The organism is Exiguobacterium sp. BMC-KP, assembly GCF_001275385.1.
Taxonomy (GTDB): domain Bacteria; phylum Bacillota; class Bacilli; order Exiguobacteriales; family Exiguobacteriaceae; genus Exiguobacterium_A.
Window position 1 is genome coordinate 918,321 of record NZ_LGIW01000015.1, and the last position, 23,443, is coordinate 941,763.

The 23,443-nt window shown below is 45.3% G+C and carries 33 protein-coding genes; 12 read left to right on the plus strand and 21 right to left on the minus strand.

Translation table 11 applies throughout. The annotated features are described in order from the left end of the window. Nucleotides 1–21 precede the first annotated feature (21 nt). The 6 genes from ADM98_RS10490 to ADM98_RS10510 all read right to left on the minus strand — a co-directional run bounded on the left by ADM98_RS10490 (nt 22) and on the right by ADM98_RS10510 (nt 3,460). The gene (locus ADM98_RS10490; protein WP_035397186.1) at nt 22–1,005 is read right to left on the minus strand and encodes a ring-cleaving dioxygenase; all 984 of its coding nucleotides are present in this window, start codon (nt 1,003–1,005) and stop codon (nt 22–24) included. 58 nt (nt 1,006–1,063) lie between these two features. Continuing rightward, nucleotides 1,064–1,498, minus strand: a complete 435-nt coding sequence (locus tag ADM98_RS10495) for a MarR family winged helix-turn-helix transcriptional regulator (RefSeq protein WP_053453457.1) — start codon at nt 1,496–1,498, stop codon at nt 1,064–1,066. Nucleotides 1,499–1,635: 137 nt separating this feature from the next. Then, a complete protein-coding gene (locus tag ADM98_RS10500) occupies nt 1,636–2,256 on the minus strand; it encodes a Type 1 glutamine amidotransferase-like domain-containing protein (RefSeq protein WP_053453458.1) in 621 nt (206 codons plus the stop codon). A gap of 23 nt (nt 2,257–2,279) precedes the next feature. Further along, on the minus strand, nt 2,280–2,843 hold the full coding sequence (locus tag ADM98_RS10505) for a phosphotransferase family protein (protein WP_053453459.1): 564 nt from the start codon (nt 2,841–2,843) through the stop codon (nt 2,280–2,282). Between the two features lie 51 nt (nt 2,844–2,894). Continuing rightward, the gene (locus ADM98_RS17380; protein ID WP_160315940.1) at nt 2,895–3,038 is read right to left on the minus strand and encodes a hypothetical protein; all 144 of its coding nucleotides are present in this window, start codon (nt 3,036–3,038) and stop codon (nt 2,895–2,897) included. Beyond that, a complete protein-coding gene (locus ADM98_RS10510) occupies nt 3,035–3,460 on the minus strand; it encodes an Lrp/AsnC family transcriptional regulator (protein WP_053453460.1) in 426 nt (141 codons plus the stop codon). The genes ADM98_RS17380 and ADM98_RS10510 overlap by 4 nt, the downstream gene beginning before the upstream one ends. A 136-nt stretch (nt 3,461–3,596) precedes the next feature. On the opposite strand from ADM98_RS10510, the gene ADM98_RS17165 reads away from it, so the two are divergent. Then, complete coding sequence (locus ADM98_RS17165; protein WP_082318543.1) at nt 3,597–3,755, plus strand: DUF1272 domain-containing protein; 159 nt, start codon at nt 3,597–3,599, stop codon at nt 3,753–3,755. A 136-nt stretch (nt 3,756–3,891) separates the two neighbouring features. Here ADM98_RS17165 and ADM98_RS10515 read toward each other — a convergent pair whose 3' ends face one another. After that, on the minus strand, nt 3,892–4,731 hold the full coding sequence (locus tag ADM98_RS10515) for an oxidoreductase (protein WP_053453461.1): 840 nt from the start codon (nt 4,729–4,731) through the stop codon (nt 3,892–3,894). Between the two features lie 186 nt (nt 4,732–4,917). Continuing rightward, the gene (locus tag ADM98_RS10520; RefSeq protein WP_053453462.1) at nt 4,918–5,301 is read right to left on the minus strand and encodes a MerR family transcriptional regulator; all 384 of its coding nucleotides are present in this window, start codon (nt 5,299–5,301) and stop codon (nt 4,918–4,920) included. 167 nt (nt 5,302–5,468) lie between these two features. On the opposite strand from ADM98_RS10520, the gene ADM98_RS10525 reads away from it, so the two are divergent. Beyond that, complete coding sequence (locus tag ADM98_RS10525) at nt 5,469–6,449, plus strand: aldo/keto reductase (protein WP_053453463.1); 981 nt, start codon at nt 5,469–5,471, stop codon at nt 6,447–6,449. A gap of 90 nt (nt 6,450–6,539) precedes the next feature. Here the strand turns inward: ADM98_RS10525 and ADM98_RS10530 are convergent, their stop codons facing one another. Beyond that, nucleotides 6,540–7,004 (minus strand): DUF4188 domain-containing protein, encoded by a 465-nt coding sequence (locus tag ADM98_RS10530; protein WP_053453464.1) that lies wholly within the window; start codon nt 7,002–7,004, stop codon nt 6,540–6,542. A gap of 1 nt (nt 7,005) precedes the next feature. Next, complete coding sequence (locus ADM98_RS10535) at nt 7,006–7,542, minus strand: PadR family transcriptional regulator (protein WP_053453465.1); 537 nt, start codon at nt 7,540–7,542, stop codon at nt 7,006–7,008. A gap of 147 nt (nt 7,543–7,689) precedes the next feature. Here ADM98_RS10535 and ADM98_RS10540 point away from each other — a divergent pair, with 147 nt between their 5' ends. After that, the gene (locus ADM98_RS10540) at nt 7,690–7,962 is read left to right on the plus strand and encodes a hypothetical protein (protein ID WP_053453466.1); all 273 of its coding nucleotides are present in this window, start codon (nt 7,690–7,692) and stop codon (nt 7,960–7,962) included. On the opposite strand, the gene ADM98_RS10545 is transcribed toward ADM98_RS10540, so the two are convergent. Both ADM98_RS10545 and ADM98_RS10550 read right to left on the minus strand, forming a co-directional pair. Beyond that, on the minus strand, nt 7,959–8,525 hold the full coding sequence (locus ADM98_RS10545) for a histidine phosphatase family protein (protein ID WP_053453467.1): 567 nt from the start codon (nt 8,523–8,525) through the stop codon (nt 7,959–7,961). The genes ADM98_RS10540 and ADM98_RS10545 overlap by 4 nt on opposite strands. Further along, complete coding sequence (locus tag ADM98_RS10550) at nt 8,522–9,184, minus strand: Type 1 glutamine amidotransferase-like domain-containing protein (RefSeq protein ID WP_053453468.1); 663 nt, start codon at nt 9,182–9,184, stop codon at nt 8,522–8,524. Before ADM98_RS10550 ends, ADM98_RS10545 begins: the two co-directional genes overlap by 4 nt. A 90-nt stretch (nt 9,185–9,274) precedes the next feature. Here ADM98_RS10550 and ADM98_RS10555 point away from each other — a divergent pair, with 90 nt between their 5' ends. From ADM98_RS10555 to ADM98_RS10575, 5 genes are all read left to right on the plus strand, one after another. Beyond that, nucleotides 9,275–9,994 (plus strand): alpha/beta fold hydrolase, encoded by a 720-nt coding sequence (locus tag ADM98_RS10555; protein WP_053453469.1) that lies wholly within the window; start codon nt 9,275–9,277, stop codon nt 9,992–9,994. A gap of 82 nt (nt 9,995–10,076) precedes the next feature. Further along, the gene (locus tag ADM98_RS10560; protein ID WP_053453470.1) at nt 10,077–10,784 is read left to right on the plus strand and encodes a hypothetical protein; all 708 of its coding nucleotides are present in this window, start codon (nt 10,077–10,079) and stop codon (nt 10,782–10,784) included. A 10-nt stretch (nt 10,785–10,794) separates the two neighbouring features. Beyond that, a complete protein-coding gene (locus ADM98_RS10565) occupies nt 10,795–11,499 on the plus strand; it encodes an ATP-binding cassette domain-containing protein (RefSeq protein WP_053453471.1) in 705 nt (234 codons plus the stop codon). Between the two features lie 105 nt (nt 11,500–11,604). After that, nucleotides 11,605–11,952, plus strand: a complete 348-nt coding sequence (locus ADM98_RS10570) for a hypothetical protein (protein WP_053453472.1) — start codon at nt 11,605–11,607, stop codon at nt 11,950–11,952. Further along, on the plus strand, nt 11,942–12,160 hold the full coding sequence (locus ADM98_RS10575) for a helix-turn-helix domain-containing protein (RefSeq protein ID WP_053453473.1): 219 nt from the start codon (nt 11,942–11,944) through the stop codon (nt 12,158–12,160). The genes ADM98_RS10570 and ADM98_RS10575 overlap by 11 nt, the downstream gene beginning before the upstream one ends. Here the strand turns inward: ADM98_RS10575 and ADM98_RS10580 are convergent. From ADM98_RS10580 to ADM98_RS10590, 3 genes are all read right to left on the minus strand, one after another. Next, nucleotides 12,135–12,545: an SRPBCC family protein gene (locus ADM98_RS10580; RefSeq protein WP_326933876.1), complete on the minus strand. Its 411-nt coding sequence runs from the start codon at nt 12,543–12,545 to the stop codon at nt 12,135–12,137. The genes ADM98_RS10575 and ADM98_RS10580 overlap by 26 nt on opposite strands. Nucleotides 12,546–12,618: 73 nt before the next feature. Beyond that, nucleotides 12,619–12,849 (minus strand): hypothetical protein, encoded by a 231-nt coding sequence (locus ADM98_RS10585; protein ID WP_053453475.1) that lies wholly within the window; start codon nt 12,847–12,849, stop codon nt 12,619–12,621. Between the two features lie 2 nt (nt 12,850–12,851). Then, on the minus strand, nt 12,852–14,132 hold the full coding sequence (locus ADM98_RS10590) for a right-handed parallel beta-helix repeat-containing protein (RefSeq protein ID WP_053453476.1): 1,281 nt from the start codon (nt 14,130–14,132) through the stop codon (nt 12,852–12,854). Between the two features lie 117 nt (nt 14,133–14,249). On the opposite strand from ADM98_RS10590, the gene ADM98_RS10595 reads away from it, so the two are divergent. Further along, a complete protein-coding gene (locus ADM98_RS10595) occupies nt 14,250–14,828 on the plus strand; it encodes a hypothetical protein (protein WP_053453477.1) in 579 nt (192 codons plus the stop codon). A 34-nt stretch (nt 14,829–14,862) separates the two neighbouring features. Here ADM98_RS10595 and ADM98_RS10600 read toward each other — a convergent pair whose 3' ends face one another. Continuing rightward, nucleotides 14,863–15,477 (minus strand): histidine phosphatase family protein, encoded by a 615-nt coding sequence (locus tag ADM98_RS10600; protein ID WP_053453478.1) that lies wholly within the window; start codon nt 15,475–15,477, stop codon nt 14,863–14,865. Nucleotides 15,478–15,622: 145 nt separating this feature from the next. Here ADM98_RS10600 and ADM98_RS10605 point away from each other — a divergent pair, with 145 nt between their 5' ends. Next, the gene (locus ADM98_RS10605) at nt 15,623–16,498 is read left to right on the plus strand and encodes an alpha/beta hydrolase (protein ID WP_053453479.1); all 876 of its coding nucleotides are present in this window, start codon (nt 15,623–15,625) and stop codon (nt 16,496–16,498) included. Between the two features lie 60 nt (nt 16,499–16,558). Here the strand turns inward: ADM98_RS10605 and ADM98_RS10610 are convergent, their stop codons facing one another. Both ADM98_RS10610 and ADM98_RS10615 read right to left on the minus strand, forming a co-directional pair. After that, nucleotides 16,559–16,825: a hypothetical protein gene (locus ADM98_RS10610; protein ID WP_053453480.1), complete on the minus strand. Its 267-nt coding sequence runs from the start codon at nt 16,823–16,825 to the stop codon at nt 16,559–16,561. 121 nt (nt 16,826–16,946) lie between these two features. Then, nucleotides 16,947–17,477, minus strand: a complete 531-nt coding sequence (locus ADM98_RS10615; protein ID WP_235504881.1) for a nucleotidyltransferase family protein — start codon at nt 17,475–17,477, stop codon at nt 16,947–16,949. 169 nt (nt 17,478–17,646) lie between these two features. On the opposite strand from ADM98_RS10615, the gene ADM98_RS10620 reads away from it, so the two are divergent. Together ADM98_RS10620 and ADM98_RS10625 are read left to right on the plus strand one after the other, a co-directional pair. Then, nucleotides 17,647–18,234, plus strand: coding sequence for a hypothetical protein (locus tag ADM98_RS10620; protein ID WP_053453482.1), 588 nt, complete (start codon nt 17,647–17,649; stop codon nt 18,232–18,234). A gap of 68 nt (nt 18,235–18,302) precedes the next feature. Continuing rightward, complete coding sequence (locus tag ADM98_RS10625) at nt 18,303–21,536, plus strand: FtsX-like permease family protein (RefSeq protein WP_053453483.1); 3,234 nt, start codon at nt 18,303–18,305, stop codon at nt 21,534–21,536. 54 nt (nt 21,537–21,590) lie between these two features. Here the strand turns inward: ADM98_RS10625 and ADM98_RS10630 are convergent, their stop codons facing one another. The 3 genes from ADM98_RS10630 to ADM98_RS10640 all read right to left on the minus strand — a co-directional run bounded on the left by ADM98_RS10630 (nt 21,591) and on the right by ADM98_RS10640 (nt 23,439). Then, nucleotides 21,591–22,514, minus strand: a complete 924-nt coding sequence (locus ADM98_RS10630) for a DMT family transporter (RefSeq protein WP_053453484.1) — start codon at nt 22,512–22,514, stop codon at nt 21,591–21,593. A 104-nt stretch (nt 22,515–22,618) separates the two neighbouring features. Continuing rightward, a complete protein-coding gene (locus ADM98_RS10635) occupies nt 22,619–23,089 on the minus strand; it encodes a hypothetical protein (RefSeq protein WP_053453485.1) in 471 nt (156 codons plus the stop codon). A 32-nt stretch (nt 23,090–23,121) separates the two neighbouring features. Further along, nucleotides 23,122–23,439 carry a hypothetical protein gene (locus tag ADM98_RS10640; RefSeq protein ID WP_053453486.1) on the minus strand — a complete coding sequence of 106 codons (318 nt, stop codon included), beginning with the start codon at nt 23,437–23,439 and terminating at the stop codon, nt 23,122–23,124. Nucleotides 23,440–23,443: the final 4 nt, after the last annotated feature.

The following is a 23,443-nucleotide window of genomic DNA, read 5'->3' on the forward strand; positions in this document are numbered from 1 at the left end:
ATGCTGTCAGTTTAGTTTTTTTTAAAGATATTCTTTTTCAATTTTCCGTGTGCTCCGGACCGTATCGATCGGACGGACCATTTGTTCGATCTGTGCTCGTTGCGGCTCGAGGAATGGTGGTAACGACAATTTCTCCCCGACCGTTTCGTAAGGTTCGTCCCCCATGAAACCCGGACCATCCGTTGCCCACTCGAACAAGACACCACGTGCGACACGGGCATAGAGTGATTCGAAGAAGAACCGATCGACGTAGCCCGATGTGTTGAAGCGCAACTGTTGCATCCGTTCGATCCATTCCTGTAAGGCAGCCGTATCTTCGACGCGGAAGGCGACATGGTGGACCGTTCCAAAACCTTGACGTCCACTCGGCAGGACGACGTTATGCTCGACGATGACTTGGGCACCGTTTCCGCCTTCACCCATCTCGAACAAGTGCAGTGAACCAGCTTGATCGACTTCGCGCATTAACATCGCTTGTTCGAGTACGGCTTTTAAATTATCGAATTCCGCAATTCGGATGTGAATCGGACCGAGTCCTGTGATCGCAAACTCGAGTGGCACCGGACCGTTTTGCCACGGTGTGCCAGACGCGACACCTTGATTGTGCTCGTCAGAAATCAACATATATTGTTGCTCATCGAAATCGACGAACGAGAGCGTCTGTTTACCGAACTGTTCTTTGATGCCACGGTGCTTGACGTCGTATTTGTCAAACCGTTTGATCCAGTACTCGAGTGCGGCATCCGTCGGGACACGGAACGCTGTCTTGAAGATTTCATTCGTCCCGTGTGATCCTTTTTGAATACCAGGAAAATCAAAGAACGTCATATCCGTGCCGGCAGATCCTTTATCATCAGCGAAGAATAAGTGATACGTCTGAATATCATCCTGATTGACGGTTTTTTTGACCAATCGCATCCCTAGGACATTGGTAAAGAAGTCATAGTTTTTCTCAGCACTGCTCGTAATCGCTGTAACGTGGTGGATACCTTTTAGTTCATTCATGAAAAATCGCTCCTCTAATCGTTATTATCTCGAATTCGAGATATCAGTTTAAAAAAATTTATTTACCCTTTGCTTGATAGCCGATCGTTTTTGCTGTCTCGATGAAAGCTTCGAGATTTGACGGGTCTATCCCTCGAAATACTTGATTGATCGCTTGCTCGTGCTCCGGAAAAATCGTTTCCATCAGTTGTTGTCCTTCAGAGGTCAGTTCCGCAAATGTCACGCGCCGATCCTCTGGACAGGCTTTACGGAAAACGTAGTTCTTTTTTTCGAGCTTATCGATCACATACGTGATACTACTACTCGTAATCAAGACTTTTTTCCCAATCAGTTGGATCGGTTGCCTTCCCCTATGATACAGCAACTCAAGAACTGAAAAATCGGTCGGATTCAGTCCCCACTGCGCAACGTCCTTCTTGATGACTTCATGTAGCGCGTCAACTGCCCGCACCATGACTGTCAATGCTTTCAAATTCGGATTCGGTCGTGTCATTTCGTTCACCTCTTTTGTATCTTCAATTCATATATCTTTAATTCGAGATAAATATAACACCTCTGTTTTTATTCGTCAACCGTTTTGATTTTTTAAAATTTCTAGTATGACTTTTCGAAAGTTCGAGGTGTTCATCCTCATTTATACAGCTCGTATCCTTCACCTAACATATACTGATCCGTCTCAGATTGAATATACGCCGTATCGTCGGGCAATCCGATCGCACTTTCCATTTGAGGAAGGTAGTCCTGAAAACGAGCTGCCCTTCTTTCTTGATTTAAATGCGGACAGAGACAGCCACTGAGCCAGCTTTGTCCTGTATCAAGACAGTAATCGTTACCACTTTCTATCGTGCGAATCCCGTATTCCATCGGATAAATTGCCCCAGCACTAACACCGACGTACCACGTTCCACGCTCGACCGCTTGCTTGAGAAGTACACCCATTCCAGTGTCCTCAAGAGTCTTAGCGAGTAACGGATAATGACCACCTCCGACATAGATGATGTCGGCGTGCTGTAAGAGTTGTCGTTGTGTATCGATCGTTTGGTTATCGTCAAACAATGTGACGATTGAGACGGTCGCGCCAAGTGCTTCATATGTAGCGCGAAATTGTTCTTGATACAATCGCTCGTCCCGACTTGCCGTCGGCAGGAAAACGATATGTGGCGCATGTTTCGTCAGTTGAACAACATGACGATTGATGACTTGATGGGACGGCGCAATTAGTTGTCCGCCGCCGATTAGCATAAGGTTCATCTTTTTCTCCTTTGGAACGACTTTTAGAAAAAGGAATACAGACCATGTTCGTAATAATCAAATTCAGGTGTAGTCAGTCGATTGAAGCGATAGCCTTGATAGAAGGCATCCAACGCTTCTGGATCATCGATAATTGGACTGATCGCAAGAGCGATATCATACCGTCGATCGCCTGGTTTCATCGCTCCGACATCGATGAATGACATCGTACCGTCTGCTGCGACCAATAGGTTGTCCGTCGTACAGTCGCCATGAATCCAACTAGCAGCAATCGGATTCGGACAGGAAGACTTTAATCGTTTCAGTAAATCCATCGTTCCGGACGTCCAACCCGATGCGACATAACGTTCTGCCGTCATGAGCCGATCCGTTAACCAAATATCCGACATTCCTACTGTCGCTCGCAGATGAAAATTGAAGAGATAGGTTCCGAACGCTTGCCACAGCTGAATCCGTTGTTCGCTTGTCACCTGTTCTAATGCACTCGTCAACGTGATCCCATCCCGCCACCCCATCAAAAGAAGACTCTGCTGTTCTGTCTTTAAAAAGCCGACATACTCAGGTAGGAACCCTGCTTCTCGTTGCATCCATTCTTTTAAGATGATCGCTTCTTCTGCGAGCCATTCCTGGTATCTTGCTTACGTAGCAGTTTTCAGTAAGTATTTTTCTGTTTTCGTTTCAACTCGGTAGACCGTCGATGTTCCGCCTTGTTCACTGAGTTTTTCAAAAGACTCGAACGATTCCTTCAGTTGTTCGATGATTAGACGGGTCGCTTCCGTCATATCGTATACCCCGTAAATGGCACTGGCGTCGACAATCGAATCCAGGTCGATGGTTTTCCGTAAACAGACGCGTCATCGAGAAAACGTTCTAGTGTTGCAACAGACGCCGTTTGCAACTTGACCATGAAGTTATAGCTACCGGTCAGGCGGTGGCACTCGACGACTTCTGGATGTCCTTTACAAAATTCAATCAAACCCGCACAACGTGTCTCTTCGAACATGACGATCGCGAGTAACCCTTGCGCGAGTGCTTCTGGATTAATGACAGCGCGAAATCCTTCAATGATCCCTGCGTCCTCCATTTTTCGGACCCGTTCGATGACGGCAGGTGCCGATAATCCGATTTGTCGTCCGAGTTCCGACCATGGGATCCGGGCATCGTCCTGCAATATCCGAACGATTTGTTGATCAATCTGGTCCATTTTCCATCCTCCTTCTGATTCAAAACCACTTTCTTCAAATTAACATGGAATCAAAGGAAAATATAGCCTTTTACTTTATTCTGCTTCTATGTTCATCGAGTAGTATTTCTTATACTACTAACAGGAGGTGATACTTATGGAACCAACCTGTGTCCGGTGTGAAGAAACGATTGAAACGACGATTTATCAGTGCTCGCACGCTTGTACATTTTGCGAACCGTGTACAAAAACACTCGATCATATTTGCCAAAACTGCGGCGAGATGCTCGAACCTAAACTAGAAATCACGAAGTGAACAGCCTGATGGATTTTCAAATGAATCAGTAAGATTACATATTGTTTTTGTTGGTCTCGAATTCACTTGCTACCTGAAAATGAAAAGGAGATGTGCTGAAATCAGCGCATCTCCTTTTCATGTCAGTCAGATATGATTATGCTTCAAAGTCAGCATTCAGCGTCAACTCTTTCCATGACTCAATACTTTCGCTCATCGTACTCAACTTATACGTAGCAGCTTGATAGGCATCTTTTCCAAGCAATAAACGTAGTGGTGGTTCGTCGGATTCAATGATTGTTAAAATGGCCTCAGCAGCCTTTTCAGGATCCCCTGCTTCTTGTCCGCTCTGAGTTGATACCCCTTGAATCATCTGACCTACCACCGAATCGCGTAATTCTGGAATCTCTGTTTCTGTTTTAACAGATGAACGCCCGCCCCAATCCGTTCTGAAACTACTTGGTTCGATCAATGACACGTTGATGTTAAACGGCGCTACTTCCTGTGCCAAGCTCTCTGATACACCTTCTACAGCATATTTCGTTGCATGGTAGTACCCGAGCGTCGGGAAGGAGACTAGTCCACCAATCGAAGAGAAGTTTATGATGTGACCGCCTTGCTGATGTCGCATATGAGGTAACACTTCATTTGTAACACTCATCAATCCCCAGAAGTTAATCTCAAACATCTTCCGTGTTTCTTCTTCAACGCTTTCTTCCACAGATCCAAAATAACCAATTCCGGCATTGTTGACCAATACGTCAATCCGACCAAACGTATCGATCGTTTGTTTAACTGCTGCTTTTACTTGCGTTTGATTCGTGACATCTAACGTTAACGCAATCGCTTTTGATTCGTTTCCAGCGACCAAATCTTGAACTTGCTCGACATTACGAGCCGTGACCGCTACTTTATATCCTGCCTTAATCGCTTTTTCGGCAATTTGGCGTCCGAAGCCTGTCGAACATCCTGTAATGAATAATACTTTTTCTGACATGACCTTCACTCCTTGAATTGTTTGTATGAATCGAATGCCTTTACAGCATATTTCTTCAAGTTAAGTTTAAGTCAAGGGATAAGTATACAAAGTCTTCACATCTATTCATATCTTCCATAGCAGTGCTTCTACCGACTAACGATTAGATGTATACATCGCGTCAAGTAACATCGAACAGGATGAAGATCAAATCAAAAATTTCCCGCCATCTCTTTCGTGAATCATCGCATCGTAGATTGCTACTTTACGGTTAATTTTTTCAAGGTTACTAAACATTTGTGCCATTTTTGCTTCCACGGATTGCTTATGAGCAAATAAAAATGCACGACGCTCCTCTAATGAGACGGACTCATCCTGAATCAGTACGACATAAGCTTTTATTTCATCAATCGTCATTCCTGTGTTCCGTAGCGCAATTACCAACTGTAACCACTCGAGTTCCGGTTGTGTATATTTTCGACGACCACCAGTATCTCGATTTATTTGAGGAAGAAGTCCTTTCTTCTCATAAAATCGGAGCGTTGATGCTGGCAATCCGAACATTTTTTCCACTTCGTTGATACTATACATTTTCTTTACCTCCAGCGGTCGATAAGATATACGATAAGCAATTGGATTGACTTAAACTTAAGTTTAAGTGATAGGCTTGCCGTGTATTCATAACACTATACACGAACAGACTTCATTCTCAATCGGAATGGCTTCATTCGATCAAAAAAGAAGGTAGGGAAACTTAAATGCATTATACAAAGTTAGGAAATACGGGTCTTGAAATTTCACGAATCGCACTAGGCGGAATGAGTTATGGAGATCCAACGCGTGGAGTCCATCGCTGGACGTTAGATGAGGCAGCAAGTCGCCCGTTACTTAAACAAGCACTAGACTTAGGAATCAACTTCATTGATACCGCTAATGCCTATCAAGGTGGGAGTAGTGAAGAAATTATCGGTAGAGTAGTAAGCGAGTATGCGAACCGAGATGATATCGTTTTAGCTACGAAAGTGTATGGCCAAACACGCGAAGGACAAAATAACCGAGGTCTCTCTCGTAAAGCTATCTTCTCAGAGGTTGATCATAGCCTTCGCCGTCTAGGAACGGATTATATCGATCTTTACCAAATCCACCGCTGGGATTATGATACACCGATTGAAGAAACGATGGAGGCACTTCATGATGTAGTCAAGTCTGGAAAAGTACGATATCTCGGTGCTTCTTCTATGTATACATGGCAATTCCAAAAAGCGAATCATGTAGCAAAACAACACGGCTGGACACCATTCGTCAGCATGCAAAACCACTTGAATCTACTCTATCGAGAAGAAGAGCGAGAAATGTTACCCTACTGCCAAGACGAAAAGATTGGTGTGATCCCATGGAGCCCTTTAGCACGGGGTCGATTAACGAGAGACTGGGAAGAAGTAAGTACACGTTCTGAAAATGATGCGTTTGCTAATCACCTGTATCATGCAACTGAAGCAGCCGACCGTCAAGTCGTCGCTGCTGTTAAACAAATTGCAGAAGAACGTGGCATTTCTCGTGCCCAGATTGCTTTGGCATGGGTCTTACAAAAACAACCCGTTTCAGCACCGATCATTGGAGCGACTAAAGCACATCACTTAACGGATGCCGTTTCTGCTCTAGACATCGAATTATCGATAGCAGAAATTAAACGATTGGAAGAGTGCTATATTCCACATGAAGTCGTAGGATTCTCTTAATACGCAAGAGATGACGACTATTATATACTTTTGAAAAATTATGACCAAAGATTAAAAAGACGGGTGCCGCAGCATCCGTCTTTTGTCTGTTCAGATCGTCTCTTGCGACTGTCGTTCGGCTAATCGTCCTTTCGCTTGTTCTTGGTGCGGTTTGATCGCCGACTCCCCAAGTGCTTTTGCAAGACCCCGGGTCGGAAGATTGACATACATCGACTCATAATTGCTGACTTCGAACGTCTCGTGAAAGATCCCGACCGCTTCAGATGTTCGTGCCTTCTGATTGAATCGTTTCCACGCTGTTAAATGACGGGAACCATGGGCATATGCCATCAGCTCTTCTGTTGAACGCCAGTACTGGATCAACGTTACGGAACGCCAACCGACAAGTGACTCATGCGAAATCAGTCCGACATCGTTCTCATAACACTCTTGCAGCATCGGTCCCATCGCTTGGACCGTCGCTAACCATTGCCGGACGGAGCGTAGGCGATTGATTCGTAGCCCGATAATGAACACGACGACGTCTTTATTCGGAGTCGCAATGATCCGTTTCATGTCAATTTCCTCCTTCAAGGGTTTCGAGGGAAGCGTCACACCAGTCGAGTAACGCACGTGTCTTTCGAATGCCATAATCAAGCGTCAATAACCAATAAACGGCGTCGTTTGATTCGGGGTAGGAACGAATCATCGTCTCGATTGCCTGATACGTCTCGAGCCGTTCTTCGAGCAAGCGCGCATGCTCCTGAATCTTCTGTAGCGTGACATCTTTTGAAGCATGCCTTGCAAAATAAAGCTTCAACAATAAGTCGTTTCGTTGCACCGGCAATTCAACGGACGGTTCAGCTACCCATCGTTCGAGTTCCATATGTCCGTTTTCCGTCAAGGCGAATTGTTTTCGCTCCCCATCCGTGACCTCTTCCACGATCAATCCTTCCGCTTCTAACCGTTTCAGTGTCGGGTAGACTTGTCCGAAACTGATTTTCCAAAAGTGATTCAAGCTCGTGTCGATCGTATGCTTCATCTCATAACCGGACGTACAACCGCTCGCCAAGAGTCCGAGAATCGCGTAACGGGTCATGTTTTCTTTTGGCATCGGTCCCTCCTATATCTAAAAGATAGTATCTTTTAGATATAGTTCCCGTTCATGCAAAAGACAAACTGGAAATTTATTGGTCGAAGAAGGATTTTGCTTTTTTGATCCGAATTCATATTCATATACTTAATTAAAAGGAGTTCTCACATGACATACGCTAAAGCCTCTATCTTCTTCAGTCTGCTCGGTCTATTCATCGCTTATATGATTTTCCCACCGCTCAACTGGTCGTTCGGATCAAACTCGATGATCACGATTCCAATCGGACTGGCTATCTATCTTATCGGGATCGGACTCGGGATCGTCGCTTTCAGACGACGGGAGCCCGGGATCCTTAAATATATCAGTCTCACCTGTGCCGTTCCGCTTGGCGTACTGCTACTGGTTTTCCTAGGTTTCATCTTTAGCGGGCAGATTTAATCGTCTGCTGAAAGTTGTTCATGAGACGCTTTCCCGACGGCATCGAATGTCAACTGGTGAATCGCTGGGCTTGTCATCGCGTCAAGCCATTCGTTCGCTGCTCGCCTAGTATATCTTCCAAGAACTAACGACAGTACGAGACCATGCGTCGCGACAACTACTTGCTGATTCGGATGCGTGTCACGGAGCTTTTTAATGGCTACTACAGCACGACCAAGTGCCATGCGATTCGACTCTCCACCAACTTCAGAGTAATCGACGTCTAGAAATGACTGACTCAATACTTCCTCGAGTCGCTCAGACGTTAATCGTTCATCAAGTGGTTGAAACAGTCGTTCTTGAAACGGAACCGTCATGATCTGCATGTTTCGTTGATTCGCAAGCGGTCGGACAGAATCACTCGCCCGTCGCATCGGACTCGAGTAAATGGCGTCAATCGGTATCGCTTCAAAGAACGCTACTAGTTCCTGCGCTTGCAGTTGACCTGCATCGGTTAAGCCTCGTTCACGATCACTCCCCGTTTTGACCGATTCACAATGTCGGACGAAGTAAATCGTTATCATCGCAACTTGACCCAATTTCCTTCGGATATCACGTCCACGTTCGAACCAATGACACGGATCGCCGTCGCGTCATCGATTGCGTACGCTGGATTCGTCAGCGTCTTTGCCCACTCTTTTGCTGTTTGCATGTGATTATCCGGTAACTGCGGGTGATCGAGATGCGGGAAAATCGAAAAATCGACGAGGCCGAGTGTTGCGTCTGATTGCTCCGGCGTCTTCTGCCATCCGACGAAATACGTTCCGATTCGTGGCGTAAGTACCATGCTACCGGCACTCATCCCGAGATAAACACCGGTCAGTTCAGGCAACATTCGATCAAATCCAGATTCGACGAACCAGTGATGCAAAAACAAAGGGTCCCCACCATTGACGAGGATGACGTCCGCTTTCTCGACAGCAGGTCGCCATGTTTCTTCCGCAAGCGCTGGTATGGCTGACAGTTCCAGTAATCCAACCGATTTCCAATCTAAACCGACCATCGGTGCCTCATCCTTACCTTGAATAAAGTTGGTAGCAAGTTCTACTCCGTTCGGTAACGCGTATGACGCCGTTGTAATTGCAACGGCGTGACATGCTTCAATCGGTTTTCCAAGCATCTCGAGTAACCCTTGATGAATCGATTCATTTTGTACTCCACCAGAAGTTAATAAGTACTTCATCTTAACGCCTCCTCTACTTTGATTCAGTTTACAATATTTGTGCGTTTCTGGTATCCTTACTTTTATTCCCACTAAAATAGGAGGAATCGTATGTCTTTTGATTTCATGACGTTACCTGAAACGACGTTACACTATCGTTTACTTCTTGGAGATCCTGCTCAACCAACTTTTATTTTTGAGAACGGATATGGTCAAGATCTTTCAACTTGGCATCCAATCCTAGATCAGATTGAGGCACTTGGTACGATTTTGATGTACGACCGTACGAACACCGGCGGCAGTAAGCCGCACGACTCTGAGACAAGTCAACAGAGCGTGAATCGTCTTCATCGGTTGATTTGCACATTATCGCTTAAACCACCATTTATACTTGTTGGTCACTCCTATGGTGGTACGTTAATTCGACAATTTGCATCGCAGTACCCAAATGAAGTAAGTGGACTATTGCTTATCGATGCAACACCAGAGTCTTATATCCAACGCTTCTTACCAGTGATGCCAAAATCGTTCCAATCCAAGTATCAAAATCAATTTACGCTCGAGTGTTCATACGTCGATTTCAAAGAAAGTATTGAGTCGACAAATACAGATGTCACTTATGCGTTTCCTCTCATCGTTCTATCTGCTGATAAAAAAGAGCATTACTTTCGCGAAGCGCAACTATTGTGGCATGAGTTGCAACGAAAGACTGCTAGACAGTCACTTCGAGGATCATTTATTAGTGTTTCTGATAGTGGTCACTTCATTCATCACGATGTGCCAGATAAAGTCATCCATGCCTTACAATCATTAGTTTCAGAGTGTTCTTAACCTTTTTAGTAATCGGAACTTTTTTCCAATTCAATTCGTACATAAAGAGAAGCTTTTATCGACACATCCAAAGGAGGTCCCTATGTATTCGATTCCTAGCTATTTCACACTCTACTTAAAAATCATGCTGACGGATAAGATCCCTGTCTTTTGGTCGTTGATTTTTCCATTGATTCTCGCCTTCGTTTTCGGATCACGACTCGACTTCACGGGTGCTCGTTTTTTATCGTTTCTCGCGCTATTTTGGGGATACATTCTACTATCGATTTATGTCAACAGCATCGGGCTGCAACTTGCGCGGATGCGGGAGCATGGCTTGATGAAGACGTACATCATGATTTCAGGTAGTAAGATCGGCTGTATTTTAGCGCTCATTCTTGTCCAACTCGTCTTTGCAGCGGTCAGCTTGACGGTGTTCACGACGGTTTTGATGCTCGTATTTGGTTTCTTCTCGATCTCAACCTTATTACTCGCATACCTTGTCTTATTACTGAGCATTCCGTTCGCCTTTGCGAGCATTGCGTTGACGATGTTACCGGCAAAGATTTCGAGCATGTCGACATTAATCAACATCGTCATGTATCCACTGTTCTTGTTCGCGAATAGCCAACCGGATCGCTGGTTCAGTTATTTGAATCCATTTTATGTCATGAAATCACTCGGTCTCGCTGTCTCTGAGAACGTTACAGGAGCATCGTTACTTTTATTAACGATCGTACTCGTTGTTTATTTGTTACTTGGTCTATTCTCTGTCAAACGCTTTAATCTCATGTCATTGCTGACCCGATAGGAGGATTCATATGCATGTTCAACATCTACGCTTCAGTTATCCGAAATCGCCCGACCTCTTACATGACGTTTCTTTTTCACTCGTTCCCGGAAAACTGAACGTCTTGATTGGCATGAACGGTGCTGGAAAAACGACGCTGTTCGATTGTATGACTGGTGCCTTACCAATCACGTCCGGGGAGCTTGACTTACCTGATATGTCAGACATTCTCTATTTGACACAATTCATCTATTACTCAGATGAATTGAAAGGAAAAGATGTCGCTGTCTTCGTCGGTCGACTCGCCCGTCTGAAAGAGTATCGCAAGCAAGAAACGTATACGCGACATTTGAAACAGCCACGCGAACTTGACTTGTTCGCACACCTCTGGCAAATGAAAATCGGTAAAATGTCCGCCGGGGAAAAGAAATGGCTGTTCGTGACACTCTTGACGACGGTGCCACGTTCACTCTACATCTTTGACGAGCCGACGAGTGGCGTTGATCCGGCAACACGACTCCATATCATGCGGCGCTTCGACCAGATGACGGCAAATGGACAAACCTGTCTCTTTTCGACGCATCAACTGCATGATTTATTGCATACCGATGCACATGTCATCTTCCTTCATCAAGGTCGTATCCTGTACGAAGGTGACTTTAAGGATTGGTTGAACCGATTTGAGACGACAGATCCGGACGTTGCCTTTGTCCAAATGCTTGAACTGGCAGGATGATAAAAACCACCTCTTTTTCTGGAGGTGGTTTTTTGTAATATTTGAAATACAGGTTTCTTTTAAACATGTACAGGATATACACATTATAAGAAAGGAGGTTTCTTTATGAACTTTATATCTGGTCACGCATTTGTTCGCATGATTGATTCAGTCTTTACGGCAGAGATTTGGAATCGGCATATCCTGTACATCACTGCAAATTCAGCAGTCGTACAATTGAAAAAGCGATATGCCACCGACATTTCGATTTCATCCACTTCTACAGAACTGCATATCTCGTTTCTCGTTCATTTACCTACACTTGAAAAACGTGTAGTCATCAAACAGAACAATCAAGAGACGCATCAATTTTTCTTCGATCCTTTTGCTTCGATTGAACATGTAACGTCTAGTTTAAAACCATGGTCTAATGTAGGAAGCTTCAACAAGGAGGAAGACGCGTATGCCAACTAGCACTTTAGAACAACGCATGAATGCCGTCCTCGATTGTTTGGCAGCCACTAAGGATTATCAACACATCGCCGGACGGCATGATGTATCGTATCAACAATTATATAATTGGGTCCGTCGTTATGAATCTGGTGGTATTTCCGCCTTGATGGACCGTCGTGGTCGGAAATTACGTAGCGAACGACTTACTTCGACTCAGCATATGCCTTGAAACGATCAAGGATCGCCTGCCAACCCGCTTGTTGCATCTCAGGCGGGTTCATCGTTTCCGCATCAAACGTCTCGACTACCTCTGTTTGTTCTCCATTTCTTGAAAAGTCAATCGACACCTGACGTCCATCTTCGAGGACATAGACGATTCGCTGATGTGGAACGATCATCTCGTACGTACCAGTGAAATCAAATCCCATGCTGCCATCTTTTGCTTCCATACGGTTCGTGAATTGACCGCCGACCGTCAAATCATTCTCTGACGCTGTCGTATGCCAATCATCTGATGCTGCATTCCAGCGTTTGATGTCTTCTGGTGCATTCCACATTTCCCACACCGTCTCGACTGGACGGTCAATTACGGCTTGAATCGTCAGTTTCGTCATCATCATTCCTCCTTTTAATTGAACTACCCTCTCTTTTTCGAGGATGCCTATCCAAATTCCTTGTGTCGATTCATTAATTCGGTGGGGACTTTGGACTTTTTGTTTTCCATACTATAAATAAAAGAATCGCTGGAATAAGACAAATGATCACGTCTTGAATCGTCGGTAGATGTAACGCTCGACTTGTTAAAAAACGAACGCCTTCAATCGTCCAAACCGTTAATAAGAAGGCTGTCAACGCTGCGAGTCGCCATCGTCTCGGAATACGGATCCAGTAAGCGAGGAGTCGCTCCGATTTCTTCATCCTCATTCCACCTTTCGAACCGCTTTCAGGAAGCTTTGTTCCGTTTTATATGAGACATCGCGCCACATGAAACGTTTCGTATCCTTGAACGTATTTTTTTCAAACTGGTTCCCAGAACTCGTCTTGAAGTAATGGGCGACACTTAACGAACCGCTGAACGTGTTCCCGATGATTTTGTTGTCACGAACATCGTGCTGGACAAGCAATTGACCACCTTCGAGTCCTTTCGTATCGTTCCCTATCAACTGGTTTTGCTCAATCCGAACTCGTTTTGTCCCGCCGCGTTTCGCATCATAGCCGCCAATCGCGATACCGGTGTAAACATTGCGCCGCAAATCGTTTTGACGAACGATGACATCTTCTGCGTATCGTCCGGCATGTTCACTCGTTACTTCAATTCCGATATCACTCGCTTCGACAAGATTTTTCTCGATCGTTAAGTCTTTTCCACCATCGACATAGATACCGGCTGCGTTGTATTCCTTGCCGTAAGCAGGATTTCCGTAGCTCGACGTCCGGTAAACTCGATTTTCCGACACGACTCCCTCACGGACGTAGTCGTCTTTTTTCGATCGCGCGATTCCTTCATACCCGATCAAATCAATCCCGATGTTGTCGTTATCCCGTAAGACGTTCTTCGTCACACGGAAATGTTTGACGTTTCCGTTTAAGACGAGGGCTTCGCTGAAACCGAGACGATTCTGCTCAACTCGGTTTCCCGTGACAGTCAAGTGACGAATCGCTTCCGTTCCATACACAGCAATCCCATGCGCATTCCCATCTGTTACTAACGTCTTGATGTGACGAACTGTATTGTTCTTCAACGTGATATGCGACCCTGATCCTGTGACTAAAATACCGATTGGTGTGGCGTCCGCTCGTTTGGATTGAACGGCTTCAATCGTTAGACCTTGAACGGTCACGTATTGCCGATCCTTGATTTTTATGATTGGTAATACGTCATCCCGATCTTTGATTTTTTCCCCACTTAAGACGACCTGTTCGTCTTGATAATTTCGGAAAGTGATCGGTTGCTGTTTTGTTCCACTATATCTAACGCTCATCGCTTCATGATACGTTCCTTTTCGCAGGTAGACGGTCGTTCCGGCAGTCGCTTTTTTTGTCGCCTGTCGTACCGTTTTAAGCGGATGCTTCAACGTTCCGCTATTTTCGTCACTGCCGTTCGGTGCAACGTATATCGATTTTGCCTTCGATTCGGCCTCATCACTTGTCGAGGCACAACCGACGAGTAGGACGGTCGCTACTAACCATTTGCCTTTCATGATTTCCTCCTTTATTTAGCAAGAACAATGTTGGTATAATCTAGGTATTATTTCTATTTTTTGAATATTTTAATTTTTATCCTGATTCCCTATGACTATGGAAAAGAGGAATACGTCATGAAATATGCGCTTTTATTCTCCCTTCCCTTGTTGCTTGCTGGTTGTGCAATGGAAGCAACCGTCCTTCCAAAAGAAACCGTCAAGATCAAGAAGTCTTCCTTTTCAATTACACCCTCTACCGCAAAGGAAGCGTCACTTAAACAACAGACTTTTTACTTTTCCGGTACACTTGATAGCCCTCTCTACTTACAAGCTGTCCAATTTGATGACACAGCATCACCACAAATGCTGATCGACAAACCAATTCCAGCCGGTACATACGATCGGACGCCGTTCCAGTTGACGTATGATTTGGATCTGTTAAAGGATTCGCATGCCTTTACGTATTCTCTTGATGCGAACAATGGTATTCCTGAAACGAAGACAGCGTACACCTTACCTCAAAGTGTCCAGACTGACAGCGGTCAATTCAATGATCAGAAACAGACGAATGTTTCGTTTTATCCCTTACTACTAAAACGCTATACGACCGGAGAGACGATCATCGGTCGGTCGATTGATGCCCTACGATCGCCACATCTCAAAGTAGGAAAAGACGAAGGGGCAATTTTGATTTATTTGACGAAAACAAAGTAAGGAAAGCGACGTATCGAGGGAAGATACGTCGTTTTTAGTCCGCTAAGACGTGCGACATGTCAGCTTCTAATTGAATCAATGCTTCTCCGTTCTTATATTCAACAATCGTCAAACTCGTTCCATGAATGAACGGTGGATCCCATAACGTCGCGAACGGTTTCTGTTGGAAATGCGTCAGCAAAATATTCAGGAAGATGCCATGCGTCACGATCAAGATGTTCTCGTCTTCCTCGTGATCAGCAAGTCGTTCCAAAAACGATAGGATACGCTCGCGGACCTCGTCAAACGATTCCCCGGATTCCGGTATGTATTCGTGTGGTGTTTGCCAAAATGCCGCATGGGCTAGAGGATGCGCCACTTCGATTTCCGATGTCGTTCGTCCTTCCCAGGTCCCCATATGCATTTCTCGCAAACGTTCGTCGACTGTGACTGGAATCGACGGATCAAGATTCATCATCCGAACCGTTTCTCGAACGCGCCCAATCGGACTAACGTACAGGTGATCCAGTGGAATGTCACGTAAGCGGTGACCGAGGTCCTGCGCATTTCGTCTGCCTTTTTCTGTTAAGGGGGAGTCTTCCCAGCCTTGCATCCGTTTTTCTAAGTTCCATTCCGTCTCGCCATGCCGTGTAATATAGAGTGTTGGCATCTGGATCATCCTCTCGACTTTTTGTTTCTTTAAAAAGTGTATCAAACTCTTACTGCTTTTTCCTGTAACTAGCGGAAAACGAACCAAAACGTGAAATCGAGTGATCCGTTCGGTATGATCAAGGTAGACATAAAGGAGGAATTCGATGAATCGCCAAGAGATGCTTGACCTTGCCAAACAGATCCGTTCGGATGAGGATCGTCCTCAAGTCACGCCTCCTCATCCACCGCAAGCTGTAACGACTACGCTACAGGTGCCGACGTCAATCGGCGAAGTGCGAGTATTACTCCACTCTCCAATTGATGCAACTGAAACGTTACCTGGATTCATCAGTTTCCACGGTGGCGGTTTCATCACCGGATCGCCAGAGATGGATGAACCATGGAATCTGTTTCTCGCAGAGAACGTCAACTGTCATGTTCTCAATATTGAGTATCCGCTAGCCCCGGAGCATCCGTTTCCTGTTCCGGTCCACATCGCTTATGAAGTCGTTCAGTGGATTTTTAAGCAGTCCGAGACGCTTCATCTCGATCCTTCACGAATCGCGATCGGCGGTCATAGTGCTGGTGGCAATCTCGCGGCGGCAATCTCTTTATGGAATGCCGAACAGGCAAGCCCCCTACCGCTCATTGCTCAACTCCTGGATTATCCTCCGCTTGATCTCGCGACGGATCCAGCGGATAAACCGTTCTTTGAGGAGGCGATTCCGGTCGAACAAGCCCGGCAGTTCAATGCGATGTACATCTCTCGTGCGGAAGACGCATATCACCACCTCGCTTCGCCACTTTATGCAGCTCAACTCGAAGCGTTACCACAGACGCTTGTCCTGACGGCTGAGCATGACTCTCTCGCACAGGAAGCACGACAGTACGCGAAACGGCTTCAAGCAGCAGGCGTTGCTGTCGAACACCAAGAGTTCGCAGGTCAAGCTCATGCCTTTACACACCACGGTGACGCAGTCGTCGCGCTGAAGGCTTGGCAACGTATGGCGTATTATCTTAAATCGGTCTATCGTTCGTGATCAAAAAAAGAGACGTCTGGGCAGAGACGTCTCTTTTGTATGTTTGACCCGCTCAACTGTTTACTCCGTGAGAAGCGGTTCAATCGGACTATCCGGTGATTGCTGTATCAATCGCATGATCGTCTCTTCCGGTCGATCACTGACGATCCATATCACGTCTGCTCCTCTTTGATAGGTAAGACTCAGCTGTTTCCATTGTTTTTGAACATGGACTTGTAGCTCGTTGATAGTGCGCGTCCGTTTTCCGAATCGCGCTGGAACATCCTCACTTTTCAACTGTGTCTCAATCACTGTATAATGACGATTCGTTACTAAGGTCGTCTTCATTTTTTCCTTGTTTCCTTCCTACGCTAGACTTCCTTCGATCGTCTCACCTTTCGTTGATTGATCCCAAATGAAATCCATTGAACTGCTTATCATCCATTCATGGCGTAAGCTCCTTTCTTATTCATGTCTGTATATGTAGACTCGGATCGTCTCTCCATCCTTTCTCACTCACACGACGCTGAAAGATCGAATGACGATCCCCACTAACCTGAAAAGATGGGGTTGGACGAATGATCCGATCAGTAAAGTCATCTGCGCCGTAAGGAAGATACAGTTCAAAATCTGGTCGTCTCGTCACACCGATTGCCGTGACCGTCTCCGGAAACTGCGCGATTGCATCTTGCGCCGATGCATACGGTGGCAAATCATTGACTGTATGCATACGTGCCTGATTCTTAACCGACCATGGTAAATCAATTTGTGTATTCAAGCATTGTTCATACTGCTTTTCCGTTTCTTCTGAAATATCCAATGAATCAAAATAGACGATATCAATATCCGATGTACCGTGACGTTTAACGTTCCAAATTTTTGAGCGTAAGACACCCGCACAAATCCACCAATCGGGTAGATTAAGTCGTGCTACGATAGTCAGTAATTGTTGCAATTCTAAATCGTTTTGTAGACGATATTCTATTTCAATGCGATTCATCATTTCATTCCTTCCGTTTCCTTATTATTCAATTCTACCTTATTTTATCAACTGGGTAATCGTTTCCTTATTTTTACACTATTTTCACCAATTGACTTGTTTCCATTCCTTGTAAATAGTATATTTTATATAAATATTCTGACTATTCTATCAAAAAAGGAGTGTTTTTATGTCACATACTCGTAAAACGATTCCCGTATTGATTACTTCTCTTGCTCTAATTGGTGGCGGCGGTTGGTACTGGTCATCACATCAGGAAAAACCGGTCAACGTCTCTTCCCAAACGAAACTGGCAGGTGTGAACGAGAAGAAGGAGGATCGCATCTTAAACATTGACGAATTGATGAAACAAGGACTCGTCAAGACCTATCCCGGTGATCCCAAATTAAAAGCGAAGACCTTCCGTGCCGAGGCTCTTCTTTCTTCTCCACCAAAAGAGTTGAAGCTGAAAGACAAAACAGGTTATCGCTATGTCACCATCCCACTCGTTATGCACGACACATCTGATAATTTTGGTGCATACAGTGTCTATAAACCGAATTTGTTTGTTCTTAATGATGGTAAAGGGCACGAGTACGATGTCGTCGATTACGTCAATCATAATCCAAAGGCGTGGAAGAACAGTCATCAATATTATTCTCCATATCGCGCTCAAATCGATTTGGTCTATCAAGTACCTGAAGAAACGAAGACATTTGTTTTATTTGCGGCTTCCGATGCGTTTCCGAAAACACATACAATTAAAATCGAACTGTGATCCATTGCGCTTGCATCATGTGCAAGCGCTTTTTACATAAGAAGTTGAAATAGAAAGGATGTGCAAATATGTTGCGATTTATTTGGAATTCGTGGTGGCGCAATAAAGAGCGATTTATCCTCTTACTCGTCGGAGTTCTTGTTGTCAGTACGGGTCTGAGTTACTTAATTGGAACGACACAAGCAAATAACGGTACAGTCGTCGATGAACTGCAAAAACGTTGGAAATCTTCCTACGATATTGTCGTGCGTCCACCGAATAGCCGAAGTGTGACGGAAGACCTTAAACTACTTGAGCCGAACTATATGAGTAGTCTTGATGGTGGAATCACGATGAAACAATATAAAACGATTCAAGCGCTTGCTGATGTCGAAGTCGCAGCTCCAATTGCGATGATCGGAAACCACTCTACGGGAGCACCTGTTGGTACGCACCGGTTTGACGATTACGGTGTCTATAAGCTGACGATCACCGATAAACAGAATACCGGCTTGAACGTCGAAAAGTACTCTTCCGTTAGTTATCTCGCTGCCGGATGGACACCGGATGAAAATGCAACACGTTCCGGCGTCGCACCTGCTGTTCTTGGTGAAGATCCGTTATTAGAATTCGGAAGCGATACGATGATTGCCGGAATTGATCCCAAAGCAGAAGCCCGCTTAATCGGACTAGATAGCGCGACAATCAGCGGAAAACATAGTCGTTACTTTGACAAACAAGACACAGCAAACGTCGTTGATCCTGAACTCGGAACGGTTGAGATGCCCATTTTGATGAGCGAACGGGAATATGTCGATGCGTCACGGACGTATACGTATGAGAAATTAGACCTCCCGCTTATTAATGACTCGATTCAAGAGACAATTCAAGATGTCACAAAGCGTGGCGGTGAAAAGTTTCTAAATACGCTACAGACGACTGACGACCCTGCAAAGACGTATTCAGTCACAACGCAGGACGTTCAAAAAACATTGCTAAAACAGATCATGACGGACTCGTTTCCTGAGCTACCGTCAGGAAATTCCGAATGGCTGATCCTAAAGCCGTCGCCGATTAGTTACCAGTCGATTTCTAGCCCTTTTAAGTCGCGCTGGCCGTTCAGTTATCAAGTTGAACCGAAGAAAGTCGATCCGGATTCATTACTTGCGAAACGAACGATGTACCGGGAAGCACGAATGTTCGGAAAGACGAGTGATGATTGGCCACGGATTCGCTTAAACTACATCGGAGTCTTCAATCCGAAGAAACTGAATTTATCGAAGGATCCATTGACGGAACTACCGATGGAGACGTATTTCCCTGCAAAGGCACAATGGGTCATGGATAAGAATGATCGTCCGGTTAACCCCGTCAAGGATGTCAAACCAACAAACGATTCATATGATTTCCTGACGAAACCCCCTTCGATGTTGACGACGCTTGATGCCGCCTTCAAGATTCGCGGCGAAAAAGCGATCTCTGTCATACGCGTCAATGTAAAAGGCGTCGATCAGATGAATGCAGCGAGTGAGCAAAAACTCCAAGACGTCGCGAAAGAAATTGAGGAAAAGACCGGTCTGATTACGGATATCACGCTTGGTTCCTCTCCCCAGCTCGCTTTGACGTACTTGCCTGGACTTGAAAAACAATCAGCCCTCGGATGGGTCCAACAACCGTGGATCAAGCTTGGTTCTTCAATGACGATTTTCCAAGAAGCGAAAGTCGGCATGTCTGGTGTCATCGCTAGTGTCATTGCGGTTGCGCTCGTCTATGTCTTTAGTTCGAATATCATTCTGCTCTATGCACGAAAAAAAGAATTCGCAATTCTGTTGTCTCTCGGCTGGCGCCCGCGTCAACTCTCTAAGTTACTGTTTCTTGAAGCGACTTTACTCGGGTCTCTCGTAGCGTTAATTGCCTGGTCAATCCTCGGAACGTTTTGGTTAACGACTGATCATCCAATCGCCCTAGGACGAATTCTTTTAATTGGACTTGCCGGCCTACTCATTTACTGGGGTGGTACGCTCGTACCAATGGCATTAATTCGTAGAATCAAACCGTACGAAAGTATTCGCTCTGGTGAAGTATCTCGCTCTCGCAGATTCGTACGCTCACAATCGATTCTTGGAATGGGCATAAATCAACTTGTCACATACTGGCAACGTACGATTCTTTCAATCATTTCAATTGCCTTACCGACAAGTTTGTTTATCTTCTTCCTCTTCGTGACATTCCGCTTAAAAGGCGTTCTCTATGCGACATGGCTAGGTGAATATGTCGCCTTAGAAGTCGGTACGATGCATTATGTTGCGATGGGAGTTGCCTTATTGATTGCCATCTTGACGACGACAGAGATTCTTTGGCAAAACGTCAATGAACGTCGGAGTCAACTCGCAGTCTTAAAAGCGACGGGTTGGCAAGACGGATTGATTCGTCGTCTCGTCTTACTTGAAGGTTTACTAACAGGATTACTAGCCGGGATCATCGGTCTTCTCTTTGCTCTTGCGATGATTTGGCAAGTGTATCGTCAATTCCCGACAACGGAACTCGGTTTCTTATCTGCAACGATTCTAATTCCGCTCCTGACAGGTGTCATCGGAGCGATTTTACCAGCACAGCGCGCTGTCCGTATCGTTCCAAACGCGGCGATCAGTAACATAAGTGCCAATTCTAAAGAAACAGAACGTCGTTTCAAGCTAGCACTTTCATCCATCGGTGCTGTGTTATTCATCGGAGTCCTATCGCTCTTCTTATTCGCCACGAATGAAGGACCAGTCGAACAAACATCGACTGCGAAAGCACCAAAAGTTATCACGACCGGCAGTAAGATTTCCGATGGCTTGACGGGTGCAAAACGACAACTCGATGCGACACCAAAAGAATCTTCCGGAGTGATCGAAGAAACGATGGCAAAAGGAACGATTAAGACTTTCCCCGGAGACCCTGCCGTTAAAGACACAAGTTTCTGGGTAGGTAAGTTATTGAAACAACCACCTAGCTCCTTGAAATTGAAAGAAAAAGCCGGGTATCGATATATTACGGTTCCGACCTTTTATCAAGATCTCAACTATCTAGAAGCTGGTGAAGAGAGTTACTATTTCCCGAATCGTTTCCAGATGACAGGAGTCAGTGGTGTCTATGAACCGATTGATTATGAAAATAAAAACGAAAAGACATGGAAACAAGGAATAAAATATGTAGCACCGGGAAAATCACATGTGAATCTTGTCTATCAAGTACCTGCGGATGAGACAGAATTCGTCATGTTCGTTTCCGGAGATAACTTTGCAAAAACGATTGCCATTAAGATTGATTTAAGGAAATGACCGAAAACAGCTCGTTCTCAACGTATTCCATCATACGTTTGAACGAGCTGCTTTTTAAATTCGAATTAGAATGATGCCACCTAGCATGACGAGTAGACTGACAATCTGTACACCCGTGACCGGTTGTTTTTTTGCACCGAACCAGCCGAAACGGTCAATTAATAAGCTTCCAGTCAGTAAGCCAATCGTGACGATGACGACAGCGAGTCCCGTACCAACGAGCGGAACGATGAACGCATTACCGGCAACGAACAATGCACCAATCAATCCCCCGATCCAAATCCACGCGGGAAGTGGTTGCGTACGATCCATTTGCCACTTCGTTCGTAGGATCAGATTCAAGAGCAGTAAGGTGACCGTTCCGATGACGAACGAGATTAATGCCCCTTTCACAGCTGACCCGAGAACACTTCCGAGATGGCCATTGATGGCTGTTTGGGCTGCGCTCATCATTCCGGTCAGAACTCCGAGAATACGCCAAACGAGTAACGAGTTCTCTCGTGACTCCACATGTTGCTTCTGTCGCCGTGCCAAATAGTCACCGAGCGCGACCGTCCCAACGACGCCGAGCAAAACAAGAATTGCTCCGATGATTCGTGTTAGCGAGAGTGTTGTAATGTTCGCCTCAAATAACCCGAAATGATCAATCAACAGCCCCATGACGACTTGACCGAAAATCGGCATGATGACCGTTTGAACACCTCCGAGACGAGGAAACAGCAAGATGTTCCCAGTCAAATAGATGACGCCAAGCAGTCCACCACCCCAAATCCAGAACGGTTCGTCAGCAGTAGCCGTGAGACCTGTGAGATTACCATCGACAAGCAACACGAGAAGTAGTAAAAATAGTGAGCCAATCGAAAAAGAAATCAGCGAAGCAAGGAACGGTGAACCGACGACGTCTCGCAGTCGTGTATTGACACTCGTTTGAACCGGAACGAGTAACCCGATGATGAATCCAATGATGATCGCAAGCATACGAGGACCTCCTTTTTCATGTGCTTCTCCATCATACGGTAGCCTCTCGTGCTGAAGCGACAGGAATGCTCAAAAAGAGCCGGTTCAATGACCGGCTCTCCAATTCAAATCTTTTTCCACGACTTTGGATACGTACGCAGTTCTTTCTTCGTTGGATGCTCAGCGTCGAGACGCCGTCCGTTTCTCTCAAAACTAGTATCCAACGTGAGAAAGACGACAACAAATAAAGCATAGACAAAAATATTCGGGAAAAGTGGTAAATCAAACATAAATAGTACGGGATAGAACAATCCGATCAAAATGATGAACACAAAATTCGTCATGTACTGTAACTGAATATTCTTTTTCATTCGTCGTTTTTCCGTCAATTCTATATCTCGTTCCGCTTCTATCATGTGAATCCGCGCAATCCAAATCAATGCTGCAATAAGCATCACGAACGGCCAATATGCTTCATGAAACGTGACGACTAAAAATATACTGATGCCATAGAACAACGAACTATAAAATCGTGGTTTTGCGAGTTGACGTTTTTCTTCCTGGATATAAGAGATTCGTTCTGCTTTCGTTTTCACCGATATTCCCCCAACTGACTTTAATTCTTCTTTCAATTCGGTCGAACGGTCCGTGATCGTCCGATATACTCGACTTTATTCCGAAGTACACGATACATCCGGTATTCCCCCGTCGGTGCGGACTTCAGCTGAACAGCAATTTGATGACGCCGTGATTTTGACGATTCTGACGCTACGAAGTACGGTTTGACCGACGTGATGTTATCACGTCCAAACTGCTTCGTTACATGTCGAACGACTTGCACTTCAACGATTTGCTCATAGGTCGCATCACGTTCATCCGCGATCATCCACCACCCGACACCGCTGATCAACAGTAGTAATAGAATCGCTCCCATCGTTTTTCGCATCCCG